This is a genomic window from Streptococcus sp. 1643, assembly GCF_006228325.1.
Lineage (GTDB): Bacteria > Bacillota > Bacilli > Lactobacillales > Streptococcaceae > Streptococcus.
This window is the reverse complement of the sequence record NZ_CP040231.1, coordinates 1,767,225-1,790,236: the sequence shown is the minus strand read 5'-3', so window position 1 is coordinate 1,790,236 and position 23,012 is coordinate 1,767,225. Positions and strand designations below refer to the sequence as shown.

General features: G+C 40.4%; 24 protein-coding genes and 1 pseudogene. 16 read left to right on the top strand and 9 right to left on the bottom strand.

All coding sequences use genetic code 11. The features are described 5' to 3' along the window. Nucleotides 1-13: 13 nt before the first annotated feature. The 5 genes from FD735_RS09275 to FD735_RS09250 all read left to right on the top strand — a co-directional run bounded on the left by FD735_RS09275 (nt 14) and on the right by FD735_RS09250 (nt 3,809). Nucleotides 14-322 carry a putative quinol monooxygenase gene (locus FD735_RS09275; RefSeq protein ID WP_139659031.1) on the top strand — a complete coding sequence of 103 codons (309 nt, stop codon included), beginning with the start codon at nt 14-16 and terminating at the stop codon, nt 320-322. Nucleotides 323-560: 238 nt separating this feature from the next. Then, the gene (locus FD735_RS09265; protein WP_139659030.1) at nt 561-1,364 is read left to right on the top strand and encodes a helix-turn-helix transcriptional regulator; all 804 of its coding nucleotides are present in this window, start codon (nt 561-563) and stop codon (nt 1,362-1,364) included. A 56-nt stretch (nt 1,365-1,420) separates the two neighbouring features. Then, on the top strand, nt 1,421-1,834 hold the full coding sequence (locus tag FD735_RS09260) for a VOC family protein (RefSeq protein WP_139659029.1): 414 nt from the start codon (nt 1,421-1,423) through the stop codon (nt 1,832-1,834). A 9-nt stretch (nt 1,835-1,843) separates the two neighbouring features. After that, the gene (locus FD735_RS09255; protein ID WP_139659028.1) at nt 1,844-2,206 is read left to right on the top strand and encodes a TfoX/Sxy family protein; all 363 of its coding nucleotides are present in this window, start codon (nt 1,844-1,846) and stop codon (nt 2,204-2,206) included. 742 nt (nt 2,207-2,948) lie between these two features. After that, complete coding sequence (locus tag FD735_RS09250; protein ID WP_139659027.1) at nt 2,949-3,809, top strand: DUF4299 family protein; 861 nt, start codon at nt 2,949-2,951, stop codon at nt 3,807-3,809. Nucleotides 3,810-3,871: 62 nt separating this feature from the next. On the opposite strand, the gene FD735_RS09245 is transcribed toward FD735_RS09250, so the two are convergent. The 5 genes from FD735_RS09245 to FD735_RS09225 form a co-directional block, all read right to left on the bottom strand. Beyond that, nucleotides 3,872-4,834 carry a DUF6574 domain-containing protein gene (locus tag FD735_RS09245; protein WP_139659026.1) on the bottom strand — a complete coding sequence of 321 codons (963 nt, stop codon included), beginning with the start codon at nt 4,832-4,834 and terminating at the stop codon, nt 3,872-3,874. 62 nt (nt 4,835-4,896) lie between these two features. Then, nucleotides 4,897-5,829: a DUF4097 family beta strand repeat-containing protein gene (locus FD735_RS09240; RefSeq protein WP_139659025.1), complete on the bottom strand. Its 933-nt coding sequence runs from the start codon at nt 5,827-5,829 to the stop codon at nt 4,897-4,899. Beyond that, complete coding sequence (locus FD735_RS09235; RefSeq protein WP_139659024.1) at nt 5,822-6,415, bottom strand: DUF1700 domain-containing protein; 594 nt, start codon at nt 6,413-6,415, stop codon at nt 5,822-5,824. The genes FD735_RS09240 and FD735_RS09235 overlap by 8 nt, the downstream gene beginning before the upstream one ends. Continuing rightward, nucleotides 6,402-6,728, bottom strand: coding sequence for a PadR family transcriptional regulator (locus FD735_RS09230; protein ID WP_000273860.1), 327 nt, complete (start codon nt 6,726-6,728; stop codon nt 6,402-6,404). Before FD735_RS09230 ends, FD735_RS09235 begins: the two co-directional genes overlap by 14 nt. 135 nt (nt 6,729-6,863) lie before the next feature. Further along, nucleotides 6,864-8,030 (bottom strand): MFS transporter, encoded by a 1,167-nt coding sequence (locus tag FD735_RS09225; protein WP_139659023.1) that lies wholly within the window; start codon nt 8,028-8,030, stop codon nt 6,864-6,866. A 221-nt stretch (nt 8,031-8,251) separates the two neighbouring features. Between FD735_RS09225 and FD735_RS09220 the strand changes: the two genes are divergently transcribed. The 4 genes from FD735_RS09220 to FD735_RS09200 all read left to right on the top strand — a co-directional run bounded on the left by FD735_RS09220 (nt 8,252) and on the right by FD735_RS09200 (nt 12,199). After that, nucleotides 8,252-9,082, top strand: a complete 831-nt coding sequence (locus tag FD735_RS09220; protein ID WP_139659022.1) for a glycosyltransferase — start codon at nt 8,252-8,254, stop codon at nt 9,080-9,082. 75 nt (nt 9,083-9,157) lie between these two features. Continuing rightward, the gene (locus FD735_RS09215) at nt 9,158-11,008 is read left to right on the top strand and encodes a nucleoside-diphosphate sugar epimerase/dehydratase (protein ID WP_139659021.1); all 1,851 of its coding nucleotides are present in this window, start codon (nt 9,158-9,160) and stop codon (nt 11,006-11,008) included. A 249-nt stretch (nt 11,009-11,257) separates the two neighbouring features. Then, the gene (locus tag FD735_RS09210; RefSeq protein ID WP_049504595.1) at nt 11,258-11,680 is read left to right on the top strand and encodes a DUF805 domain-containing protein; all 423 of its coding nucleotides are present in this window, start codon (nt 11,258-11,260) and stop codon (nt 11,678-11,680) included. A 120-nt stretch (nt 11,681-11,800) separates the two neighbouring features. Further along, nucleotides 11,801-12,199, top strand: a complete 399-nt coding sequence (locus FD735_RS09200; RefSeq protein ID WP_061421504.1) for a DUF805 domain-containing protein — start codon at nt 11,801-11,803, stop codon at nt 12,197-12,199. A gap of 95 nt (nt 12,200-12,294) precedes the next feature. Here FD735_RS09200 and FD735_RS09195 read toward each other — a convergent pair whose 3' ends face one another. From FD735_RS09195 to sdaAB, 3 genes are read right to left on the bottom strand one after another with little or no spacing between them, the layout of a single operon-like run. Continuing rightward, nucleotides 12,295-12,924: an HAD-IA family hydrolase gene (locus FD735_RS09195; protein WP_061421503.1), complete on the bottom strand. Its 630-nt coding sequence runs from the start codon at nt 12,922-12,924 to the stop codon at nt 12,295-12,297. 27 nt (nt 12,925-12,951) lie between these two features. Next, on the bottom strand, nt 12,952-13,824 hold the full coding sequence (gene sdaAA / locus FD735_RS09190; RefSeq protein WP_139659020.1) for an L-serine ammonia-lyase, iron-sulfur-dependent, subunit alpha: 873 nt from the start codon (nt 13,822-13,824) through the stop codon (nt 12,952-12,954). Between the two features lie 8 nt (nt 13,825-13,832). Then, on the bottom strand, nt 13,833-14,504 hold the full coding sequence (gene sdaAB / locus FD735_RS09185) for an L-serine ammonia-lyase, iron-sulfur-dependent subunit beta (RefSeq protein WP_000555869.1): 672 nt from the start codon (nt 14,502-14,504) through the stop codon (nt 13,833-13,835). A 241-nt stretch (nt 14,505-14,745) separates the two neighbouring features. Here sdaAB and FD735_RS09180 point away from each other — a divergent pair, with 241 nt between their 5' ends. Next, nucleotides 14,746-15,390, top strand: a complete 645-nt coding sequence (locus tag FD735_RS09180; protein ID WP_139659019.1) for a LysM domain-containing protein — start codon at nt 14,746-14,748, stop codon at nt 15,388-15,390. A gap of 51 nt (nt 15,391-15,441) precedes the next feature. Here the strand turns inward: FD735_RS09180 and FD735_RS09175 are convergent, their stop codons facing one another. Further along, entirely contained in the window at nt 15,442-16,305 is an 864-nt protein-coding gene (locus FD735_RS09175; RefSeq protein WP_139659018.1) for a helix-turn-helix domain-containing protein, read from the bottom strand. Nucleotides 16,306-16,958: 653 nt separating this feature from the next. Here FD735_RS09175 and FD735_RS09170 point away from each other — a divergent pair. From FD735_RS09170 to FD735_RS09145, 6 genes and pseudogenes are all read left to right on the top strand, one after another. Continuing rightward, complete coding sequence (locus tag FD735_RS09170; protein ID WP_255296285.1) at nt 16,959-17,498, top strand: hypothetical protein; 540 nt, start codon at nt 16,959-16,961, stop codon at nt 17,496-17,498. 229 nt (nt 17,499-17,727) lie between these two features. Next, nucleotides 17,728-17,976: pseudogene (locus tag FD735_RS09165) on the top strand (lactococcin 972 family bacteriocin). 54 nt (nt 17,977-18,030) lie between these two features. Further along, a complete protein-coding gene (locus tag FD735_RS09160) occupies nt 18,031-20,139 on the top strand; it encodes a bacteriocin-associated integral membrane family protein (protein WP_139659016.1) in 2,109 nt (702 codons plus the stop codon). Further along, nucleotides 20,136-20,765 (top strand): ABC transporter ATP-binding protein, encoded by a 630-nt coding sequence (locus FD735_RS09155; protein ID WP_139659015.1) that lies wholly within the window; start codon nt 20,136-20,138, stop codon nt 20,763-20,765. The genes FD735_RS09160 and FD735_RS09155 overlap by 4 nt, the downstream gene beginning before the upstream one ends. Before the next feature lie 227 nt (nt 20,766-20,992). Next, the gene (locus FD735_RS09150) at nt 20,993-21,799 is read left to right on the top strand and encodes an ABC transporter substrate-binding protein (protein ID WP_139659014.1); all 807 of its coding nucleotides are present in this window, start codon (nt 20,993-20,995) and stop codon (nt 21,797-21,799) included. A 15-nt stretch (nt 21,800-21,814) separates the two neighbouring features. Further along, nucleotides 21,815-23,011 (top strand): argininosuccinate synthase, encoded by a 1,197-nt coding sequence (locus FD735_RS09145; protein ID WP_000031910.1) that lies wholly within the window; start codon nt 21,815-21,817, stop codon nt 23,009-23,011. The last annotated feature ends 1 nt before the right edge of the window (nt 23,012 follow it).

Sequence of the window (23,012 nt, the reverse complement as noted above, 5' to 3'; positions counted from 1 at the left end):
AGGAGAGATCCTAATGGAAAAATTTTGCGTTTATGGTAAATTAATTGCCAAAGAAGGAAAGGAGCAGGAACTTGCTGCTTATATGCAAGAAGTTGTCAAAGAAATGCAAAATCTTGATACTTGTTTCTGCTATATCTTAGGAGAGAAGGCAGACGAACCCAACAGCATCTATATTTATGAGGTTTGGGAGAGCGAGCAAGCTCACAATGACAGTCTGACCTTGGAAGTTTTTCAAAATCTCATTGCAAAAGCTAGACCCATTATTGCAGGCATGGAAAATTTACATAAGCTGACTATTTTTGATGGTAAGGCAAGTTTCTAAATTCCTAAGAAAAACTAAAAACTTTAGACGATTCAAACGTCTAAAGTTTTTTATCATTTATCTACAGGTAAAAGTCTTGCTGGACAGAGATTTGGGAAAGCAGACTATTTCCGCTGATTCTTGGGGCATCTCGCGGATTATCACTTGATTTCTGGTTTTCTTTCCACAGTTCTGATTTTTTGTCCTTTCTTTTTGATGTGATATAATGAACTTAAATAAATGGGAAAGGAGCAAGTCTATGTCTAAAGATATCATGGAAGAAGTAGCAGCCTATCTGCGTCAGCATGCAGATGAAGAGCTGAGTCTGACCGATTTGGCTGAGCATTTCCATTATAGTCCTTCCCATCTATCTAGAACTTTCAAGAAAAAGATGGGTTTTTCTATCAAGCAATATGTGGAAGCTCTTAAGATGGAAAAAGGGATTCAGGAGATTGTAGAAAGCCGGCAAAATGTGACCGAGACCTCTATGGAAGCTGGTTATGATAGTCTAGGCAGTTTTTCCAATACTTTTAAGCGGCATACTGGACTTTCGCCTAAAAAATACTACCAAGAATCAACCAAGGCTTATGATTTTATGGTAAAACAGCTGGATGAGAAGGGAGCTTTGTTGCATCAGGATCCTGACCACAAAAGTGGCAATCGGTTGACTGTGGCGTTATCTTATCCCGAGGGGTATGAACCACGCATTAGCTGTGTCGGGTTGTTTAAAACCCGAATACCCAAAGAAGAGCCGGTTATCGGAGTAGCACTGAGTCAGGAGAGACAGTTTACTTTTGAAAATGTACCCGATGGTCGCTACTATCTTTTGGCCTGTGAATTGCTGGAGGATTTACGCCTAACTAAAAACTATGTCTTGAAGCATAACTTTCGCTGGGGCAGCGATGAGCCTCTCACTTTTTCAGGCGATAGCATCTATCAGGAGGAAATCAGCATGCGCAGACCCTTGCCCAGCGATCCACCTATTACAGTTAATCTTCCAGTTTTAATCATGCGTTCCCTAGCCAAACAAGCGCAATTGAGAATAAGAAAATTTTTGCCATAATTGATACACTGATGGTAGAGAGTTATTCTCAGATATAAGAAATCGGAGGAACAATAATGAAATTAGATGTGTTTTTAAGTTTTAATGGCCAGGCCGAAGAAGCTTTTCGTTTTTATGCTGACCTTTTTCAGACAGAGATTAAGGGACTTGTCCGAGCCAGTGAGATGATGGATCCAGCTGGCCTTCCTGCAACAAAACGGGATAAGATTGCTTGGATTGCCTTAGATACGGAAAACTTGACCCTGAATGGTGAGGATGTAGGCATTTTTAACGACCTGTCTATTCCTAGCAATCATCAGCCCAATCAATGGTTAGTTCTGAGCCCAGACAGTAGAGAAGAAGCCGATGAGCTCTTTGCTAAGCTTGCTGAAGGTGGGCAGATTCTCTATTCTCTAGAGAATCAGGCTTTCGCAGAGTTTTATGGCCGCTTGATTGACCGTTTTGGTATCGGCTGGGATGTGATGAAATGAGGTAGAAGGATGGCATATAGTGAATCCTTAGCCCAGCAAGTCCGTGCCATTTTAGCTACTGAACTTCCTCCTCATGTTTTTGAAGAAGAGGTAGAAGAGAAGAAGATGTTTGGTGGTTTGGCTTTTATGATCCGAGGTAAGATGACCGTGACTGTGAGTTCAGAAAAGGGTCAAGAGCTTGTCATGGTGCGCATCGGTAAGGAACTGGAAAAGCAGACTCTGCCTAAAAATGGTGCCAGTGTGACTTTAATGAAGGGTAGGCTTTATCATGGCTATATTGATTTAGATGGTGAAGCACAAAAAGAACTGTCTTATTGGATCAATCTAGCTTTGTCCTACAATCAGGAACTGACGCAGCAGGATAAAAAGTAAGAAGAGCTCAGAATGAGTTTTTGCTTTCTTAGAAGTTCATTCATTGCTTTTCTATGAAATTCAGATATATTCTCAGAATATGTATTGATTTTGTGACTTTAATTAGCAAGATTTTATGAAAATAAATCTTATACGAAGAAATGATGCTAAGAAGGGACACGTAGGCAATTAAATTGATAGGCAAATTAAAAAGATCTACAATCATAAAAAGATATATGAGATTATAAAGAAATACTTACCTTTAGTTATAAGCGTAATATAGACGAAATGCTTGAACATCTAAGTTACGATTCCAATTATTCGTGTGGATACTTTGATAATAAGGAAGAAAAAATAAAATTTTCAAAGATTCAATTTGTAATAATTGATAAGGAAGAGGTTATTTTTGTCTCATCATCTTATGCGTCTTATCCATATTCTTTGAAAGGAATCGGTGGGGGTATATAGAAAATATTTTGAACAAGCATGGCAGTTAGCTACAAAATTAAAGTCAGATAGCAATATAGATAAGGACAGTATAAGCTATATAGAATTTACTTACAGAAAATAAAGACGATTCCTTTGGTCGTCTTTATTGCATTTCTAGGGTGTGTGAATACCGATTACTTTTAGTCTGCTGAATGTCAAGCAATTTTCAGGGGCTGTTTTTCTATGCTTTTTATCTAAAAATCTAAAATTTGTTTCTGTATCTTTCAGGAAAATAGGTTATACTATATGTAAACGATTTCAAAGGAGGCCAGTTATGGCGAAAACATTTTTTATCCCAAATAAAGAAAGCATTCTAGGACAACAGGAGGTCTTGACTGCCAAGTCTATCTTGGCCTTGGTGGAGGGCTTGGAGTCACACAGTTATGATGCGGTCTATCTCCGTCAGCCCCTCAATCGTCTCGAGTATATCGAGTGTGGGATTGTAGGTCAGTCACAATTTCTCTTCAAGGTCAACTATGCGGATAGTCGAAAAGGCTATCAAGTGGTGATTCCAGACTTCCTTACCAGAGCGGACTGGGAGATTGTAGAGGCTCTCCTCCAAGCCCTATCGAGTAATTTGGGGCAAATGGTAGAAGGGCTAGAAGGGTTTGAATTTGAAGCTTATTTCCGACAAATAGTTCAGAATTATCTAGCTGACAAAGCGGCTCGTCTAGTATACTGCCAAGGGCTCTTGTCCCCTATCTATCTCAACAAGGAATACCTCGAGAGCTTTTTGGCTGAGGATGGATTGGCACGTTTTGAAGAGCTGGTCAAGAAGGTTCAAGGCTCTGATGCCTACCTTGCCAGTGTAAAATTTTACCCAGATGCTCAGGGCAAGGTACACGGTATCTATCACCTAGCCCAAGGAGTCAAGACGATTTTGCCAAAGGAACCCTTTGTACCAGCTCCTTATACCGAGCAGCTGGCAGGCAAGGAGCTTGTTTGGGAGATTGACCTAGTGACGATTTCTGGTGATGGGTCCAAAGCCGAAGACTACGAATCCATCGCTCGCTTGGATTATGAAAAATTCCTAGAGTCACTACCAGAAACATTTTACCAGCAATTAGATGCTAATCAATTAGAAGTACAAGCCATTTTGGGAAAAGACTTTGAAGAATTGGCAAGCATCGAGTAGACCTTGTCCAAAAAAGAGTAAGCATAAAAATCCCTGTCATTAACAAATGGCAGGGATTTTGATTAAAAGAATGTCAGGATGCGAAGGTAGTCTACTGTTAGCGCAAGCTCTGCTATGAAGAAGGGTAAGAGAATAGCGCCATCAAGTAAGACAGCTAGCAAGAATCGATAAAATGGGTCAAGGCTACTGGTCTTACTTGGCTTGCTAATCACAAAGAGATTTCCAAGGGCAAAGATGGCCATGCTGAGAAGAGTTAGGATGCCAGCAAATCGTAAGCCCCCAAAGAGTGCAAAGAAACTTGCTAGAGCCGTTAGGACAAGTGGGATAGCAAAGAGTCGGCTGTAACGATCGCAAGCTTCTTGGAATGTGAAGTCGCTCTCCTGGTCCAGTACCCGTCGGACAGTAAAGCCTCCCAAAATGATAGAAAAGTAAAATAGAGCGCTAGCGACCAAGATAGAAAGGCCAGCAAAGAGATCTAAAGGAGGGAGCTGGTTAGGAGAACTATTAGCAATAGAAATCATATAGCCATAGTAGAGGTGCTTGATATGATAGATACTAAAGAAAAGGTTAATTGAGGATAGCAAAGTGAGCAGGGCAAAGACACTGTAACGATGCTTTTGGTCCGTAGTCTTGCTGGCAGTTGGTTCTTGGATAGCATCCAGCAGCCAAGTCCAAAATAGTGCGATTTCTTCTTTGAATCTGGCTGTTTTACGAGGGTCAATATCTGGGATATAGGGGCTTTCTAAAGCATTGCTGAGGATACTTTTCTCTTTTGTAGGGTTTTCTTGCTGGTGTTCCTCTTCAGCTTTCCCTTCTCCCTCTTCCTCGGTTTGGGTTTCCTCAGTCATTTCGGGAGCTTTCTCCTCGTGGGTTTCCATCTCTTTAGGTGAGACAGATGTTTCTTGGCTTACTTGTAGTTCGGTCTCCACAGTTTCTGAAGTCTCAGGCTCGTTGGGCTGGATTTCTGATTTTGTCTGAGGTGATTTCTTCTCAAGATCGGCACTTTCAAACCATTCTTGTGTCATGGTGGAACCTCCTTTTTTATGGTCGTTTTCTATTTTTAGATTAGCAGATGAAAGCGTTTTTGTCAATGATTGCTAGGTGGAGCAGAGTACTCTTCTTCCTCGGGGAGGTAGATATCCTGATTGGCTTTTATAATGAGCAGGTCCTTGACATCTGCTTTTTCCGTTTTATAAGGGTTGGCAAGTTCATTGTCTTTTTGTTTAGGATGTTCTCTTTGTGCTTTACGATAAATACCGCCGTGCTTAGAAGAAATATCTAAATTGATACGATCGAATTCAGTCTTAGAAAGAAAGAGTCTTAAGTCGTGATGAGAGTCTAGTTCAACCTTGCCTTGGATCTTGATGTTTTCAGCATAGATGTGTCCCCCCTCCGTCTTGACTTGACTATCTGTTAATTCGGTATCAAAGATATTGATGATGTGAGGTGTCGTTAGTGTGCTGTTCTTGATAGAACTTTCTGTTAGTCTTAAGAGATAGCCTTTTGTTTTAATTGTCGCATTTTCAAGATTGGCTTGACGAATGTTGGTTTGTCCAAGATTGGCTGAGACGGTGATGGCTTGCAAGGTTCTTCCTTTAGGGAGGGAGAGAATGACTTCGTCAAAACGGTGAGAATAACTGCTGGCGATACGAAGTAGGCCTTCGATTCCTGAGCCGAGAAAACGATGTTGGGCGGCTTGTTTGTCAGTGACGGTCAGTGTTTTGTCACTCATGCCAGTAGTCAGATCATGACGACCAGACACCGAAGGATGATAGGTGATATGGATCTTGTCATCTACAGACTCTGTGATGGTTAGGCTATGTTCTTCAAGGGTCAAATCAAGTTTTTCCACTTCATTTCCAAAGGTCACTTCTTCGATACGATTGTCATAGACGGGGTCTTTTGACATGGCAAGTAAACTTTGAATACCATTGGACTGCGCGCCTACAATGATCATGATAAAACCGAGGATTGTAGAAACCACACCAAAAATGAGAAATCCTTTTGTCAATTTACGCATGTCTGTCACCTCTCTTTCCTTTTTTAAGAATCCATTGCACCAAGCGGACGATCAGGAGCCCAAAGAAACGAGCTACATAGGAGATGCCCAGTAGAACAAGAGAAGAAGCACCGATAGAAAGCAAACCGGCCCCAAAAATCAAGATAAAGGCAGATTTGGCTTCGACTAGGACGCTAAAGCTCTCTACGATAAAGAGTCCACCTAGCAGGATACCCGTCACAGAGACGGTAAAGAAGGCTAGAATGACGGAGGCAGCCGCGATAAAAATACCGATGATGGCCATGAGGATGCCAATCCCGACCGGAATTCCGATAGGAGCTACTAGCAGGGCCAGGAGGGCAATGTGTAGCAGTTGACGGTCATTCTTTTGAGCAGGGGCTTCATTGACTTTTTTATCGAGAAGATCAGAGAGGACATCATGGGCAGCTTCTTTTGGAGTGCCTAGACTGGCAATAAGCTCCTCTTCGCCCTCAGGGCCGGCATCGTCAAATAGTTCCTTAAAGTAGTCCATAGCTTCGATGCGGTCAGCTTCAGGCAGTTTATTGAGATAGGTTTCTAACTGAGTCAGATAGTCAGTTCTTGTCATGGCGGATACTCCCTTCTATGATGCCGTTGACGGTGTCGGTATAGAGCGTCCACTCTTCCTTTAGAGTAACGAGCTGCTCTACGCCCCGATTGGTCAAGGAGTAGTATTTGCGCATACGCCCCTGAAACTCTCTAGAGTAGGTGGTCAGAAAGCCACTGGCTTCCAATTTTTTGAGAATGGGATAGAGCGTAGATTCTTTGATATTGGCGATGAGCTTAATAGTTTGACTAATCTCATAACCATAAGAATCCCCCTGCTCCAGTACAGCCAAGATGAGAAACTCGATCAAGGCAGAGGATGTTGGGAAGTACATGGGAAACCTCCTTTATATTATATAAAAATTTTATATATACTCTTTTCAAATATATTGTATCTCAATATGAAAGCCCTGTCAAGAAATATGTGTAAAAATTTTACATATAAAAAACTCCTAGTAAAAACTAGAAGTTTAAAGGATCTTATCCGCCCGATCTACCATAAAGAGCGAGATAGTCATGATGATATCGATGACTAGAAGGGCAAGGACAGCTGGGATCCAAGATTGAAAAAGTTCAAAACTATAACCAAACAAGGCAGGTCCAAAAGCAGCTAAGATGTAGCCTCCTGTTTGCGCTAGTCCTGATAGCTGAGCGGTCTTTTCAGGAGAACTGGTTTTAAGAGAAAAACAAACCATGAGGTAGGGGAAGAGGGCACTGCAGGCCGTTCCAATCAAGAGATGGACGACTAACCAGTAGAGGAAATTATTGGTTGGATACAAGAGCATGGCAATTCCTGTCAGCCCAGCGATAGAGATAATTGCTAGCATGATTCGACGGTGACCATCTGATAGACGAGTCGTTAGACTTGGAACAGTCATTGAAAAAGGAATGCTGATCAGTGAGAAAATAGAAGCGAGGAGAGCCACATCATTATTAGAAAGGCCAGCACTAACAGCCATCGTTGGCAACCAGGTCATACTTGTATAAAAGAGCAAGGACTGAAGCCCGCCAAAGATAATGATAGCCCAGACATCTTTACTTTTTAGAATATTCTCTTTGACTTGCTTTTCTTTTTGGCTTTCTAGGTGGTGGTTATGGCGATGATTTGGCAACCAGACTAGCAGAGTGACCAGACAGAGAAAGCTGAGAACGAGGATGAGGCCCTTCCAAGAACTAGCTTGGGTGATAGGGACGGATAGATAAGAAGCGATGGCTGTCGAAATTCCCATGGCAGTGACATAGAGAGTTGTTAGGAAACTAATCTTTTGAGGCTGATTTGCCTGGATCATACTTGGGAGGAGTACATTGAAGATCGCAATGCTTGCTCCCACAATTAAGGTCCCTAGATAGAGAAGGGGGAGATTGAAAATTCGAATGACAGAGCCAACAGTTAAGAGGAGGAGACAGTAAGTAAAGAGATGTTCCAACCCAATTTTTTGTGCCAAGCGACTTGCAAAAGCAGAGAAAAGAGCAAACATCAAGAGAGGGAGACTGGTTAAAATCCCAAGAGAGCTAACCTCCACTCCTAGTCCCTGAGCGATATCTCCTAAAATAGTTGGTAGAGCAGTAAAGGGAGAACGTAAAACGGTCCCGATTAAGACAATTCCTAGAACAAAAAAGAGTGATTGTTTTTTCATAAAAACCTCGATAGGATGATTTTAATAACAGCTTATTTTAAGGTTTTTTCCTTATAATGTCAAGTAATGACAGCCAAGACAGTTCAATCAATGGAAGTGAAAATAAAGTGAAAAGAGACAGATTTCTTTACTAGAATTTTCCTTGATTTGATATAAAAATAGGAAACTAGGAGAATTTGTGATAAAATAGTGGAAGGAAATCTATACATTGGAGAAAAACTGTGCCTGAAAAGCAAAAAATCAGCGTCTTGATGTCGGTCTATGTAAAGGAAAATCCGACGTTTTTAAGAGATGCTATCAAAAGTGTTCAAAACCAGACCTTGAAACCGAGTGAACTTGTTCTTGTTGAGGACGGGCCGCTCACACCCGAACTCTATCAGGTGCTAGATGAAGTGGAAGCTCAGTCAGACATTACAGTGAAACGGTGCCCCTTAGAAGAAAATCAAGGTTTAGGCTTGGCTCTTCGATACGGCGTTTTACAGTGCCAGTATGATATTATTGCTCGCATGGATACGGATGATTTAGCCGTTCCGGATCGTTTTGAGAAACAGCTTCAGCTAATGGAGAAAGAAGATCTCGATCTCTTAGGCGGGCATATCGCAGAGTTCATTGACAATCCAGATGAGATTGTGTCTTATCGTCGTGTTCCAACTCAACATGCAGACATTGTGGCTTATCAGAGAATGAGAAGCGCCTTTAACCATATGACAGTCATGTTTAAAAAGGACATGGTCCTCAAGGCGGGCAACTATGAAGATGGCCTTTACATGGAGGATGACCTCCTTTGGCTCAATATGATTGCGGCAGGTGCCAAGACTGGGAACCTTGATCAAATCTTGTGTAAGGTTCGTGTCGGTGCAGGGATGTTTGAGCGTCGAGGTGGCTTGCGTTACCTTAAACTCTATCGTCAAGCTCGCCAACGGATGCTTGAGCGAGGGCAAATTTCTTACATGGAATATGCTAAAAGTGTAGCCATTCAGGCAATTGTTGCACTTTGTCCAGGCTTTGTACGTCAGTTTATCTTCGTCAAACTTTTAAGAAAGAGAAAGTAAGCCCCGATAGACTGAATGATTCAGGTTATCATAACAACAGTATCATCTGACTCTTTTAAGGGGGAGTAAATTCCTATGAATAAAAAACTAACAGATTATGTGATTGATCTGGTTGAAATTTTAAATAAACAGCAAAAACAAGTGTTTTGGGGGATATTCGATATTCTGAGTATGGTGGTTTCCATCATCGTATCTTATATCTTGTTTTATGGCCTTATAAATCCTGCGCCTGTGGATTACGTGATCTACACTCTTTTAGCTTTCCTCCTCTATCAAATCATGATTGCTTTTTGGGGACTGAATGCTAGTATCAGTCGTTATAGCAAGATTACGGATTTCATGAAAATCTTTTTCGGAGTGATGCTCAGCAGTGTTCTTTCTTATGGAATCTGTTATGCCTTTCTTCCATTGTTTTCTATCCGTTTCATCGTACTCTTCATTTTGTTGAGTACCTTCCTCATCTTGCTTCCTCGTATCACTTGGCAGTTGATTTATTCTAAACGTAAAAAAGGTAGTGGAGATGGAGAGCATCGTCGGACCTTCTTGATTGGTGCTGGTGATGGTGGTGCCCTCTTTATGAACAGCTACCAACATCCAACTAGCGACCTTGAGCTAGTGGGGATTTTGGATAACGATGAAAAGAAAAAGGGACAAAAACTAGGTGGCATCCCAGTTTTGGGCTCTTATAATAATCTACCTGAATTAGCTAAACGTCACCAAATCGAGCGTGTCATCGTGGCCATCCCTTCGCTTGACCCATCAGAGTACGAACGCATCTTGCAGATGTGTAATAAACTAGGCGTCAAATGTTACAAGATGCCTAAGGTTGAGACAGTTGTTCAAGGACTCCATCAACTAGGTAGTGGCTTCCAGAAAATTGATATCACAGACCTTTTGGGCCGTCAGGAAATTCGTCTTGATGAATCGCGTCTGGGTACTGAGATTACAGGCAAGACCATCCTGGTGACAGGAGCTGGTGGTTCGATTGGTTCAGAGATTTGTCGTCAGGTTAGCCGCTTCAATCCAGAACGTATTATCTTGCTTGGGCATGGCGAAAATTCCATCTATCTCGTTTATCATGAATTGATTCGTACATTCCAAGGAATTGATTATGTTCCTGTTATTGCAGATATTCAGGACTATGCTCGCCTCTTACAGGTGTTTGAACAGTACAAACCAGCCATTGTTTACCATGCTGCAGCCCACAAGCACGTTCCGATGATGGAACGCAATCCAAAAGAAGCCTTCAAGAACAATATCCTCGGGACTTACAATGTTGCCAAGGCTGTGGATGAGGCCAAAGTGCCTAAGATGGTCATGATTTCGACTGACAAAGCGGTCAATCCACCCAATGTTATGGGTGCAACTAAGCGCGTGGCAGAATTGATTGTCACTGGCTTTAACCAACGTAGCAAATCAACCTACTGTGCAGTTCGTTTTGGGAATGTTCTCGGTAGTCGTGGTAGCGTGATTCCTGTCTTTGAACGCCAGATTGCTGAAGGCGGTCCTGTAACAGTAACAGACTTCCGTATGACACGTTACTTCATGACCATTCCAGAGGCTAGCCGTCTAGTAATCCATGCTGGCGCTTATGCTAAGGACGGAGAAGTCTTTATCCTCGATATGGGCAAACCAGTTAAAATCTATGACTTGGCTAAGAAAATGGTCCTTCTAAGTGGGCACACGGAAAGTGAAATTCCAATCGTTGAGGTCGGTATCCGCCCAGGGGAAAAACTCTATGAAGAACTCTTGGTTTCGACCGAATTGGTTGATAACCAAGTCATGGACAAGATTTTCGTTGGTAAGGTAAATGTCATGCCGCTAGAAGCCATCGATCAAAAGATTGAAGAGTTCCGTTCACTCAGCGGAGATGAGCTCAAAGAAGCGATTATTTCCTTTGCGAATGAGACAACTCATGCTGAGTAAGAGTGTCCAACTACCTTCATAATGAAACAACTATCGCCAGTTTTCTGAGAGAATCAGAAAGCTGGTTTTTATAAATAGAGAGTAGAGAACATCGGATCTTTCAAAGGTTTAATAAGCGCAACTATTCAAGGGACGATGTTATGTGATCTATCAGGAGAGTGATTTCAGACAATCTAAAAACTACCTCTTTTTTAAGCTGGTAACATAACTTTGCGAAATAAGTATTAAAATCAAAAGGAGATTTTTTGTATGCTGAGTGCTATTAGGAGTTTTTTCAAAGGCTATGCAAATTTTTCTGGTCGTTCCACACGTCCAGAATTTTGGTGGGTTTGGCTACTAAATATGGTGATTTTCTTGCCCGCCTACTACTCACTTTTTACTGGAGTAGAATCTGATAAAGCCATCAGGAATATTGCGGTCTTCAGTATGTGTATTATTTTGTTTATAGTAGAGTTTGTTCCTCTACTAGCACTGATAGTACGTCGCTTACGAGATGTAGGTATCCATTGGGCCTATATCTTTATTGTATTTGTTCCTTTAGGTGCAGTAACACTGCTCGTTATGCTCGCTATGCCAAGTCAACGATTTGTAGAAAAAGTGATAGAGAATAGTGAAACAAATAAAGAGAACACTGAAGACTCTCGATTTGAAGAAATGGTACGAAAATATTAAGATATTTTTACTTTATTTAAAAACGGCTGAGTCGTTTCGCAGCAAATAATCCCTTCAGGGCTTGTCAATCATTCTACTTTATGGTAGACTCTATGAAGAAAAAATAAAGGAGATTATTGTATGTTTAATGCTTATAAGAACTTTTGGAAGGGTTATGTAAACTTTACTGGTCGTTCAACTCGTTCGGAGTACTGGTGGATTTATTTTACAAACTTATTAATCTGTCTTCCTGCTTACATGAAATATCATGATGCAGTGTCAACTCGCCCATATAACTTGGAGGCACTCCGTAGTTTACAAGCTATGAGTGGTTTTTACTTCTTTTTAGCGGCTATTCTCATGTTGCCTTCTATCGCCGTAACTGTTCGTCGCTTACGAGACGCTGGTTTCCACTGGGCCTTTATCTTCATTGCTTTGGTTCCTATCGTTGGACCGATTGCCCTTATTGTGATGCTTGCTTGGCCAAGTAAGAAGGATGAAGATGCAGATACTGAAGAACAGGATCAAATTACTGCTTAAGCATGGAGTTGATTCCTTCTGATAGTAACAACATATAAAAAATACTCCTCAACCTAGTTCACTAGTGTTAGGAGTATTTTTGTATATTGTATTATTTATAGTTGCTTAATGATATCGTCAATGGTACGGGCAATCCAGTCAGGCTGATAGCTGAGTAAATCAGCCTCTTCTCCAAATCCCCAAGTAACAGCGAACTTTTTGATGCTAGTTTCTTGGGCTCCAATCATATCAAACTTGGTATCTCCGATGATAAGGACTTGGTCTGCAGGGAGTTGATGCGTTTGCAAGGCAAAACGGATGACATCCGCCTTGTGTGGCGTTTCCGGACTAGAGCCGTAAATGCCATCAAAGAAATGATGGATTCCCAGATTTTTAGTCATATCATGAGCAGTAGGAGTATTCTTTGTTGTAGTGATGTAGAGAGGGTAGTTTTGTGAAAGTTCTTGGAGTAATTCCGTTATTCGGGGGAAGAGTTGGGCTTCGTGGATCCCTTTTTCCTTGTAGTAAGAGCGGTATATCTGGACGGCCTCCGAGATTTGTTCCTTGGGAAGACAAGTTGCAAAACTACTTTCAAGGGGTGGTCCCATAAAACCACGAATGGTTTTGGCATCAGGGCTCGGAACTCCTAGCTCTTTAAAGGTATGGGTAAAGGCATTGTGGATCCCGAGGGAACTGTCAACCAAGGTTCCGTCTAGATCAAAAAAGATTGCTGAGATAGAGGACATAGTTTCTCCTAATAGATATAGATAAGCTTATTCTCCGAAGATTTCTTTTTGTAGGCGGCGACCAGTAGGTGTAGCGGCGAGTCCACCCTCGGCCGTTTCACGAAAGGCAGTTGGAAGACTTGATCCGACTTGGTACATGGCATCGATGACTTCGTCAACAGGGATCTTAGACTCGATACCTGCCAAGGCCATGTCTGCTGCGATAAAGGCAAAGCTGGCTCCCATGGCATTGCGCTTAACACAGGGAACTTCAACCAAACCAGCGACGGGGTCGCAGATGAGGCCCAGCATATTTTTAATGACAAAGGCGATGGCTTGGCTAGCTTGATAGGGCGTTCCACCTGCAGCCAAGGTCAAGGCTGCGGCACTCATGGCAGAGGCAGAGCCAACTTCGGCCTGACAGCCACCTTCAGCACCTGAGATAGAGGCGTTGTTTGCGATGACTAGTCCAAAGGCACCCGCAGCAAAGAGGAAATCCAGCTGTTCTTCGTGGCTAAGGTCAAGTTTTTGGATAGCAGCAGTGAGAACGGCTGGCAGACAGCCGGCACTTCCTGCAGTTGGAGTGGCGCAGACCAAGCCCATCTTCGCATTGTGTTCATTGACCGCGATGGCATTTCGGGCAGTTGATAGAATGGTAAAGTCCGATAAGGCCTTGCCACTTTTGAGATGGCGGTCTAGTTTGGCCGCGTCTCCACCCGTTAAGCCACTACGAGATTTGTTTTCACTGAGGCCGAGCTCGACAGAGGCTTTCATGACTTCTAGATTGCGTTCCATGAGGAGGAGAACTTCTGGCCGTTCCCGACCAGTTAGTTGATATTCTGTCGCAATCATGAGTTCTGCAACATTTCCTCGGAAGTCTAGATCTGCTTGCTCAACCAATTCTTTGATAGAATAAAACATGTTTCCTCCTACTTAAAGAAATTGACATTGTGGAGATGAGGGATTTTTCGAATTTCTTTAATCGCCTCTTCGCAACTTCGACTATCGACTTCGATAATCATAATGGCTTTTTCTCCAGCTTTTTCCCGAGTCACATTCATCTGCGCGATGTTGATATCGAAACGAGAGAGGGCTTCAGTAACATGGGCAATCATACCCGGAACATCCTGATGCACGATGATGATGGTCGGTGTATTCATGTTGAGAGAGACAGCAAAGCCGTTAAGCTCCGTAACTTGGATATTTCCCCCACCAATGGAAATTCCTGTCACACTAATGGACTTGTGTTCATTCTTCACAGTAATTTTAGTGGTGTTAGGGTGAGGAGCGTTGCTGTCTTTCTGAATGGTCCAGACAATCTTAATGCCACGTTTATGGGCAATCTCTAGGCTATTTGGAATGTCGGGATCGTCCGTATCCATACCTAAAATACCAGCGACGAGAGCAAGGTCCGTTCCATGACCACGGTAGGTCTTGGCAAATGAGTTAAATAATTGGAATTCTACCTCTGTTGGCGTATCGTCAAAGATGGAAGAGACGATTTTCCCGATACGAACAGCACCAGCAGTATGGCTACTTGATGGGCCAATCATAACTGGTCCGATAATATCAAAGACAGACTGAAAACGAAGTGAGTGCATCTGTTTCCCCTTACAAAGATTCTTATATCTATTATATCAAAGAATGGCCCTCTGCGCTTATTTCCCTTATCAAAAGCTTAAAATGATTAAAGATAGTATAAAATAAGGTCTTTTGTGACAAAAACCTACTTAAAACGGTAAATATAAAACATTTTTGTAATATTTCTACATAAAACCGTTAAACAACGGTAACATTTAAAAGGTATCATAGATATATCCAATGGAAGGAGAATTTTTAGATATGTCATTAACAACTAAAAAAATTAAAACAACTATCGCAGGAGTAGCAGCTTTGCTTGCTTTCTTTGCTCCATCACTTGCATCTGCCCAAGAAACTGTAACTTACACAGTTAAATCAGGTGATACTCTTTCAGAAATCGCTGAGAAGTACAACACAACTGTTGAAAAATTGGCAGCAAAAAACAACATCAAAGATATTCACCTTATCTATGTTGACCAAGTTTTGGTTATCGAAGGAACAGCTCCATCGACAGCAACTGCAACCGCTGCAGCTTCAACAACAACTTATGAAGCACCAGCAGCTGCGGAAGAAACTGCAGAAGAAGTAACTGAAACAACAACCTATGAAGCGCCAGCTACACCAGCTACACCAGCAGCTCCGGCAGCAGAAAGCAACACTGCAGCAGCTTCTACTGTAAGTGGTTCTGAAGCAGAAGCCAAAGAATGGATTGCTCAAAAAGAATCAGGCGGTAGCTACACTGCTACAAACGGACGTTACATCGGACGTTACCAATTGACAGATTCATACTTGAACGGTGACTACTCAGCTGAAAACCAAGAACGTGTAGCAGATGCCTACGTTGCAGGACGTTACGGTTCATGGACAGCTGCCAAGAACTTCTGGCTTAACAACGGTTGGTATTAAGAACTAGCTAACAGAAAAATATGTAAAAGTCGAGGAAATCCCTCGACTTTTTTATATTTCCTTTGGTTGATGATAGGTCTCCACTTCTTTTTTGAGATGAGCTAGCATGGAGGTTTCATCGGTTAGTTCCAGAAGGGAGAAACCTTTTTGGATAAGTTTAGAATCATCCGTACAAATCCCAATACGGACATAGCAGATAGCAAGCCTATCGTAGCTTTTCTTGTTCTTGGCATCCTCCAGTAAAGTGTAGCAGATTTGTTGGCACATGTTTTTATCTTGATTGTATAAGTAAATGGTAGAGAGGTTGAGTAGGATTGCCATTCGCAAGTCATATAAATGTTGATAGTTTTTATAGACTTCTAAGCGTTGCAAGATTTTTCCAGTGATGAGATGGATATGTTCTATAGGAAAGGTAAAGAGAATGGTATTGAGGATTTTTAAGTCATTCTCGTACCAAGTGTCCTGCTTTTCTATCTTCTTCCATAGCTTCTTTACAGTATTGTTAACTTCGATTGACAGTTTTTTAGTCCCATTTTGGCGGGTATAGATAACAATTTCTAGCATATCTCGTATCTCTTTGATGGGGAGGTCGTGGTGAGTTTTGAGGTAGTCTTGACATTTTTGAAATAGTTTTTCGAGTTCATTAGTCCCTAGGATTGAGCTCATATTGAGATAGGTTTGCATAATTTCTGTGCGTTGACTTGGTTGATAAAGTTGACAGATATATTCAAACTCTTCAAAACTCATATTGACTTGTCGGAGAAGAAACTCCATATTCTCATATTTAGGAGTTGTTTTCCCGCTTTCGATTTTTGATAGGCTGGTTCTTGAGAGAATATCCCCACAGACCTCCTCTTGAGTTAACCCTTTTGACTCACGGATTTCTTTATATACTTTTCCGAAATCATAGCGCATGTTCTCCTCCTTATTTGTGAAAAAAGTTAACAAAAAATAGAAATTGATTAAAAATATTGTATCATAAAGACAGAAAAAGTAAAATAAAGATCTAAGATAATTTTGTGAAAAAGCCAACAAAGATCTTTGGCGTTACGAAAAAGAGTTATAATATAGCTATAAAAAGATCGGAGAAACATTATGGATAAAAAAGTATTTCGCTTTTTGGTCTTTTTTGCATTCTTGGTCACCTTAGCTTCACAGTTTCCGTGGAATTGGCCAATATAATGTGCTAGTTATTTAATCAAGAGAGGAGGGAGCTTACGACATATAGAGACGTAATGTGCTATCATTAGCCAATTGGTGTTAGATTTGTATAGTGCTAGGGGGTGATATTTTTGAAAAGAAATAAAAATGACTATATAGTTGATTTTATTTTTGGTGTCGTTTTCATGGGATTGTTGTTGACGGGTTGTTATATTTCATTTTTTCAACCAGATATTTATAAGATTCAAATTATATTTTTGATACTGTTAACATTCCCTATTAGTTATGTTGTCATTAAATATTTTATAAGAAAGTAGGTTTGCAAAATTAAAAAATGTTCTCTGTTTCTTTTGACCATAATTTTTCTTAATATATTCTCTCCAACGGCTTTAGCTTTAGAATCTGCTATGAATAGCAAATCTAATTTGACAACGTCTGATTTTCAATCCAATCCGTCGTATGTTCGTGTTGTAGATTCACATAATCTAGCAATCACAAACGAAGATGGAACGGTGTCAAAAGTATATATTGATGACGAACACAATGTTTTTATTGATGGGGTCTTAGAACTAACCTCAGATGAATTTAATAGTATGGTTCAAGTAAGTAAAAATGAAGAGCAGTCCACTGAACAGCCTGTTATGGCGAGATCAGCTACTACTTGGTATTATCTTGATACACATACTTATAATATTGACTTTCAAAATAGAAGTCGTACAGTCTTGCTAGGTGTCATTTCTTTTCTAATCCCTTATTTAAGCCCTGCGATTGGTATTGGTTCAATATTAGATGCCTTATTAGGACAAGGAGCTCCGGGCATGTATGTAAAACTAAACAGATACTATCGAAAAGGGTATCAATTTTACAAATACTGTTACCATTTTTACTCTGATGCAGCAATGAGATATAAGGTGGCTTATAGAGAAGAAATCAAACGAATGTGGTAATATATTACAATTTCTAGTTTTAAGAATAAAGATAATAGTTAAAATATTTTTCAAATCAAGGGAGTCAATATGGGACTCCCTTGTATTCTTCAAAAAGTGTTATAATCAATCTTGTTTAAAGAACAGGACTTCGATGTTTACAAATGAACCAATTCATCTGTTTCTGCGAAACAGTTAAAGATATAAGATGTGAGGAAAATATCATGAAAAAATTAGTGTAGCAACCGTAATGGCATGTGGTTTGCTTGCTACGACAAATGTTTTGGCAGTATGGGTTGATGGTGGTCAATGGAATTATGGAGTAGGTTGGACAGGAACTTTTGGATATTCTGATTATTTACATTCTACTCGATCTCATACAGCAACGGTCCGACATGGTAGTAGAATCTCTAAGGAGCGTGAAGCTCCCTAGGTTTGGGCTCAAGCTTCCCTCACAAAGATTCCGCCAACAGGATTAGAATATTTCTATGGATTTTAAGTGGAATTTTCCCTCTCCTATTAGGAGAGGGAGAACTTTATTGGAGGTATCTTTATGAAAAAAATCTGTAATTTCTGTATGTTACTCCTGCTTTTGTGTACCACTTTTTTTGTTTTTAATATAAACTACACACGAGAAGTGGTGCGGATTCGGGAAATGGGAAAGACTGTAGATTCTTTGGATTTGTATTTGAAAGATATTAATGAACCTGCAGTATCTGTTCTTCGATTTTTTGAGGATGTATCAAAGGAGTACAAAGTCTCCATTATCAAAACAGACAGTGGTGATGAGGTGGTCAAGTCTGGTGTTTTTGATAAAGATACCTTCCCCTACCAAGAGTTTGGGATTTCTTCTCTTGATTTTACCACAGATGGTGAGGGAGTTTACAGTAATAAAGAAATTTCCAATAAACTTGGTACGATTCCGACTTTTCTAAAAGCCAAGCCTATTCAGCTTATGACTTTTCAAACCTATATCAAGGATACATCTCGTAGTTTAAATGGTCGCTATACGATAACTTCTACACAAGAGATGGACAAGGATAGGATTGTACAGAAATGGAGCGATTTTTTCAAGATAGACCAGGCTACCTTGCTAGAGCCGACCTATAAAAGTGCAGTGGAAGTCATAAATCGAGATTTGCTTTTATCTGCCATTGTTTTTGTCTTGGCTATTTTACTTCTTGTGTTAGTGACAGTGTATCAACCGATGATGGAGATGAAAAGAGTTGGGGTACAAAAATTACTTGGTTTTCAAGATCGGGCTGTTTTAGCTGATGTTGTGAAAGGCAACCTCTACCTCCTACTAGGTGGGACGCTTGTGATCAATCTAGGAGTGTTTTTCTTGCTTGATTATAAGCCAAAAGATTTGTTCCCTATGTTATGGTTGTCGCATTTTTTGCTTTTGCAACTTTATCTCTTTATCAGTTGGTTGACTTACCTCTTAATCCAAAAAATGACAATCAGCTCTCTGCTGAAAAGTTTTTCATCTTTCAAATTTGGTTTACTCTTTAATTATTTGATGAAAATTGGAACTACCATTTTACTGACAGTCTTGCTAGTTGGGGTAGGAAAAAGTTTGGAGCAAGAAAACAAAGAGTTGGATTACCAGAAACAGTGGATCAGTCAAGGAAATTATCTGACCTTGGAAACTTTCCAACTCAATGATAACCTGTGGCAAGAGCAGTTGGCAGGCTCAGGGCAGGCAGTGGATTATTTCTATCGATTTTATCAGGATTTGGTAGAAAAAACGCAGGCGGGCTATGTGCAAAGTAGCAGTCTTCCTGTAAAAAATTTTGTCAAATCAGAACAGATTCAGCAATATCAGTTGACAGATACGGTGGATGTTTACTATGCTAATCGCAATTTTCTAAAGAGCAAGGGATTCAAGTTACCCGATACCAGCACTAAAAAAGTTATTTTGATGCCAGCAAGTACGAAAGGTGAAGAAGATAAAAATCAGCTCTTGGGCAAGTTAATTGCCTATCATTCGATGAAGTATGAAGAGCAGCAAAAACGAACGATAGAGGAGATGGATATCGAGATTGCTTACTATGAAGGTGATTGGTCATTCTTCCCCTATAACGAGAAGCGAAAGGAAAATCTCTACAATCCAATTATTAGCTTGGTCAATGATTCTGATATGATGTGGGATGAAAAAGCTTCCCTTTCAACAACAGGTTTAAATAATCCCATTAAAATCGAAAATACAGCTCAACATCAAAAAGAGGTGACAGCGTTAGTTGAGAAATTATCAGATGGGAATTATTTAAAATTTTCATCTATTCAAGCCATTCAACAAGAGAAGGTGGATAGTTATCGAGATGCTGTTCGGAATTTCAACATACTCTTTGCTTTGGTTGGTCTTCTTAGTATGATGATTTCCTACTTCTTATTAGTAACAACTTTCTTATTGAAGCGAACAGACATTATCACCAAGAAGTTTATGGGCTGGAAATTGATAGATCGGTATCGTTCCTTGCTGGGTCTTCTATTAGCTGTCTATAGACTTCCTTTTGTAGCCCTGCTATTCTTTACACAGGCACTGTTCCCGCTCTTGCTTTTCGCAGGATTTACAGGCTTAGATATTCTGTTTGTACTTTTTTTGGGCTCTAAGATGGAACAAAGAAATGTAGTGCAGTTATTGAAAGGGGATCACTTATGATAAAGTTGGAAAATGTTACGAAAACCATTGGGAAAAAAGTTATTTTGGAGAACTTATCTCTAAAAATTAACCAAGGAGATTTAGTTGCCATTGTTGGAAAAAGTGGCAGTGGCAAGTCAACCTTGTTAAATCTCTTGGGTTTGATAGATGGCGATTACAGTGGACATTATGAAATTTTCGGTCAGCAAAATGTACCTGTCAATTCTGTTAAGTCGCAAGCGATTATCCGCGAACATATCTCCTATCTGTTTCAAAACTTTGCTCTGATTGATAATGAAACGGTAGAGTATAATCTCATGCTCGCTCTAAAGTATGTGAAATTGTCCAAGAAAGATAAAGTTAAAAAGATAGAAGAAATTTTAGAGAGAGTGGGCTTGTCATCAACCCTACATCAGAAGGTTTCAGAGTTATCTGGAGGGGAACAGCAACGAATCGCAGTTGCTAGAGCCATTCTAAAACCGAGTCAGCTCCTTTTAGCAGATGAACCAACTGGTTCCCTAGACCCTGAAAATCGAGATTTGGTTTTAAATTTTCTCTTAGATATGAACAAGGAAGGGAAAACGGTCATTATCGTTACCCACGATATCTATGTGGCTCAACAATGCCATCGAGTTATTGAATTGTGAAAGAGAATGTGGAGAGTTCATTGATCTCTTCATCTTACCTGTAATTGGACAATTGTATTTTTAAAACTCAAATAGTATAAATAAGCTTATTATGTGTAAAAATATATCATATAATAAGCTTTTTCTTGATTTAAATGAAATAAAATACAGTTTTTCCTTGACAAACGAGAACGAGAAGAGTATTATTTATACAATAATAAAGTATAAAAATAAAAGGAGGCTCTTCTATGAATAAAGTGAAGAAGGTGTTGATGACGATGTTTGGTTTGCTTATGTTTCCCTTATTATTTGCTTGTAGTAACACTCAATCCCAAGGTGTTGAAGTCATTAAGGCTAAAGGAAAATTGGTGGTGGCCCTAAATCCAGAGTTTGCTCCATTTGAATACCAGAAATTGGTTGATGGGAAAAATCAGATTGTAGGTTCAGATGTTGAACTAGCCAAAGCCATCGCAAAGGAACTAGGTGTAGAAGTGGAGTTCTCTCCAATGAGTTTTGACAATGTACTAGCTAGTCTTGATTCAGGTAAGGCCGATCTTGCCATATCAGGTGTTTCTAAAACGGAAGAGAGAAGTCAAGTTTACGATTTTTCAATTCCCTACTACACTTCGAAAAATAAGGTTATCGTAAGGAAAGCTGAATTAACGAATTACCAATCAGTCAAGGATTTGGCTCAGAAAAAGGTTGGAGCGCAGAAAGGTTCTATCCAGGAAACTCTGGCTAAAGAAACCTTGCAGAATTCTTCTCTCGTTTCACTTCCTAAAAATGGAAATTTGATAACAGATTTAAAATCAGGGCAACTGGATGCGGTTATCTTTGAGGAACCAGTGGCAAAAGGATTTGTAGAGAATAATCCAGACCTAGCCATCGCTGAGTTTGATTTTGACAATGACAAGGAAGATTCCTACGCTGTTGCGATGAAAAAAGACAGTAAAGAATTAAAAGAGGCGGTTGACAAAACCATCCAGAAGTTGAAGGATTCTGGGGAATTGGACAAATTGATTGAAGATGCTTTTAAAGCCTCTATCGAAAAATAGAAAGAAGGAAGAGAAATGAGTAAGGAAAAAGTCATTTTAGCCTATTCAGGTGGATTGGATACATCAGTTGCTATTACATGGTTAAAAAAAGACTATGATGTGATTGCTGTTTGTATGGATGTGGGTGAAGGAAAAGACTTGGAGTTCATCCATGATAAAGCTCTCAAGGTTGGGGCTGTTGAGTCTTATGTCATTGATGTTAAGGAAGAATTTGCTAATGACTATGTTTTAGTGGCCCTTCAGGCTCATGCCTACTACGAACAGAAGTATCCCTTGGTATCTGCTCTGAGTCGTCCTCTTATTTCAAAAAAACTCGTTGAAATAGCTCATCAGACGGGGGCAACCACAATTGCCCATGGTTGTACAGGTAAGGGAAACGACCAAGTTCGGTTTGAAGTCTCTATTGCAGCTTTGGATCCCAATTTAAAAGTAGTTGCGCCTGTTCGTGAGTGGAAATGGTCTCGTGAAGAAGAAATCCAATATGCCAAAGAAAACGGTGTTCCAGTTCCTGCTGACCTTGACAATCCTTACTCTGTCGATCAAAATCTTTGGGGACGCGCAAATGAATGTGGTGTTTTGGAAAACCCTTGGAACCAAGCGCCAGAAGAAGCATTTGGTATCACATCTTCTCCAGAAGAGGCACCAGACAGTCCAGAATTTATTGACATTGAGTTTAGCTGCGGGGTGCCCATCTCCCTCAATGGAGAGAAGATGAAAGTGGCGACTTTGATTCAAAAGCTCAATGAAATTGCAGGCAAACACGGTGTTGGTCGTATTGACCATGTGGAAAATCGCCTAGTCGGTATTAAGTCAAGAGAGATTTATGAGTGCCCAGGTGCTGTGACTTTATTGGCAGCTCATAAGGAGATTGAGGACTTGACTCTTGTGAGAGAAGTGGCTCATTTCAAACCTATTATCGAAAATGAGTTGTCCAATCTCATCTATAATGCCCTGTGGTTTAGCCCAGCAACTCAGGCTTTGATTGCCTATATCAAGGAGACACAGAAAGTTGTCAATGGAACTGCAAAAGTTAAACTCTATAAGGGGAATGCCCAGGTAGTGGCTCGGAAATCTCCAAATTCTCTTTATGATGAAAATTTGGCGACTTATACCAGTGCGGATACTTTTGACCAAGATGCGGCTGTTGGATTTATCAAGCTTTGGGGGCTTCCGACTAAGGTTTATTCAGAAGTTCAGAAAAATGTTGAGTAGT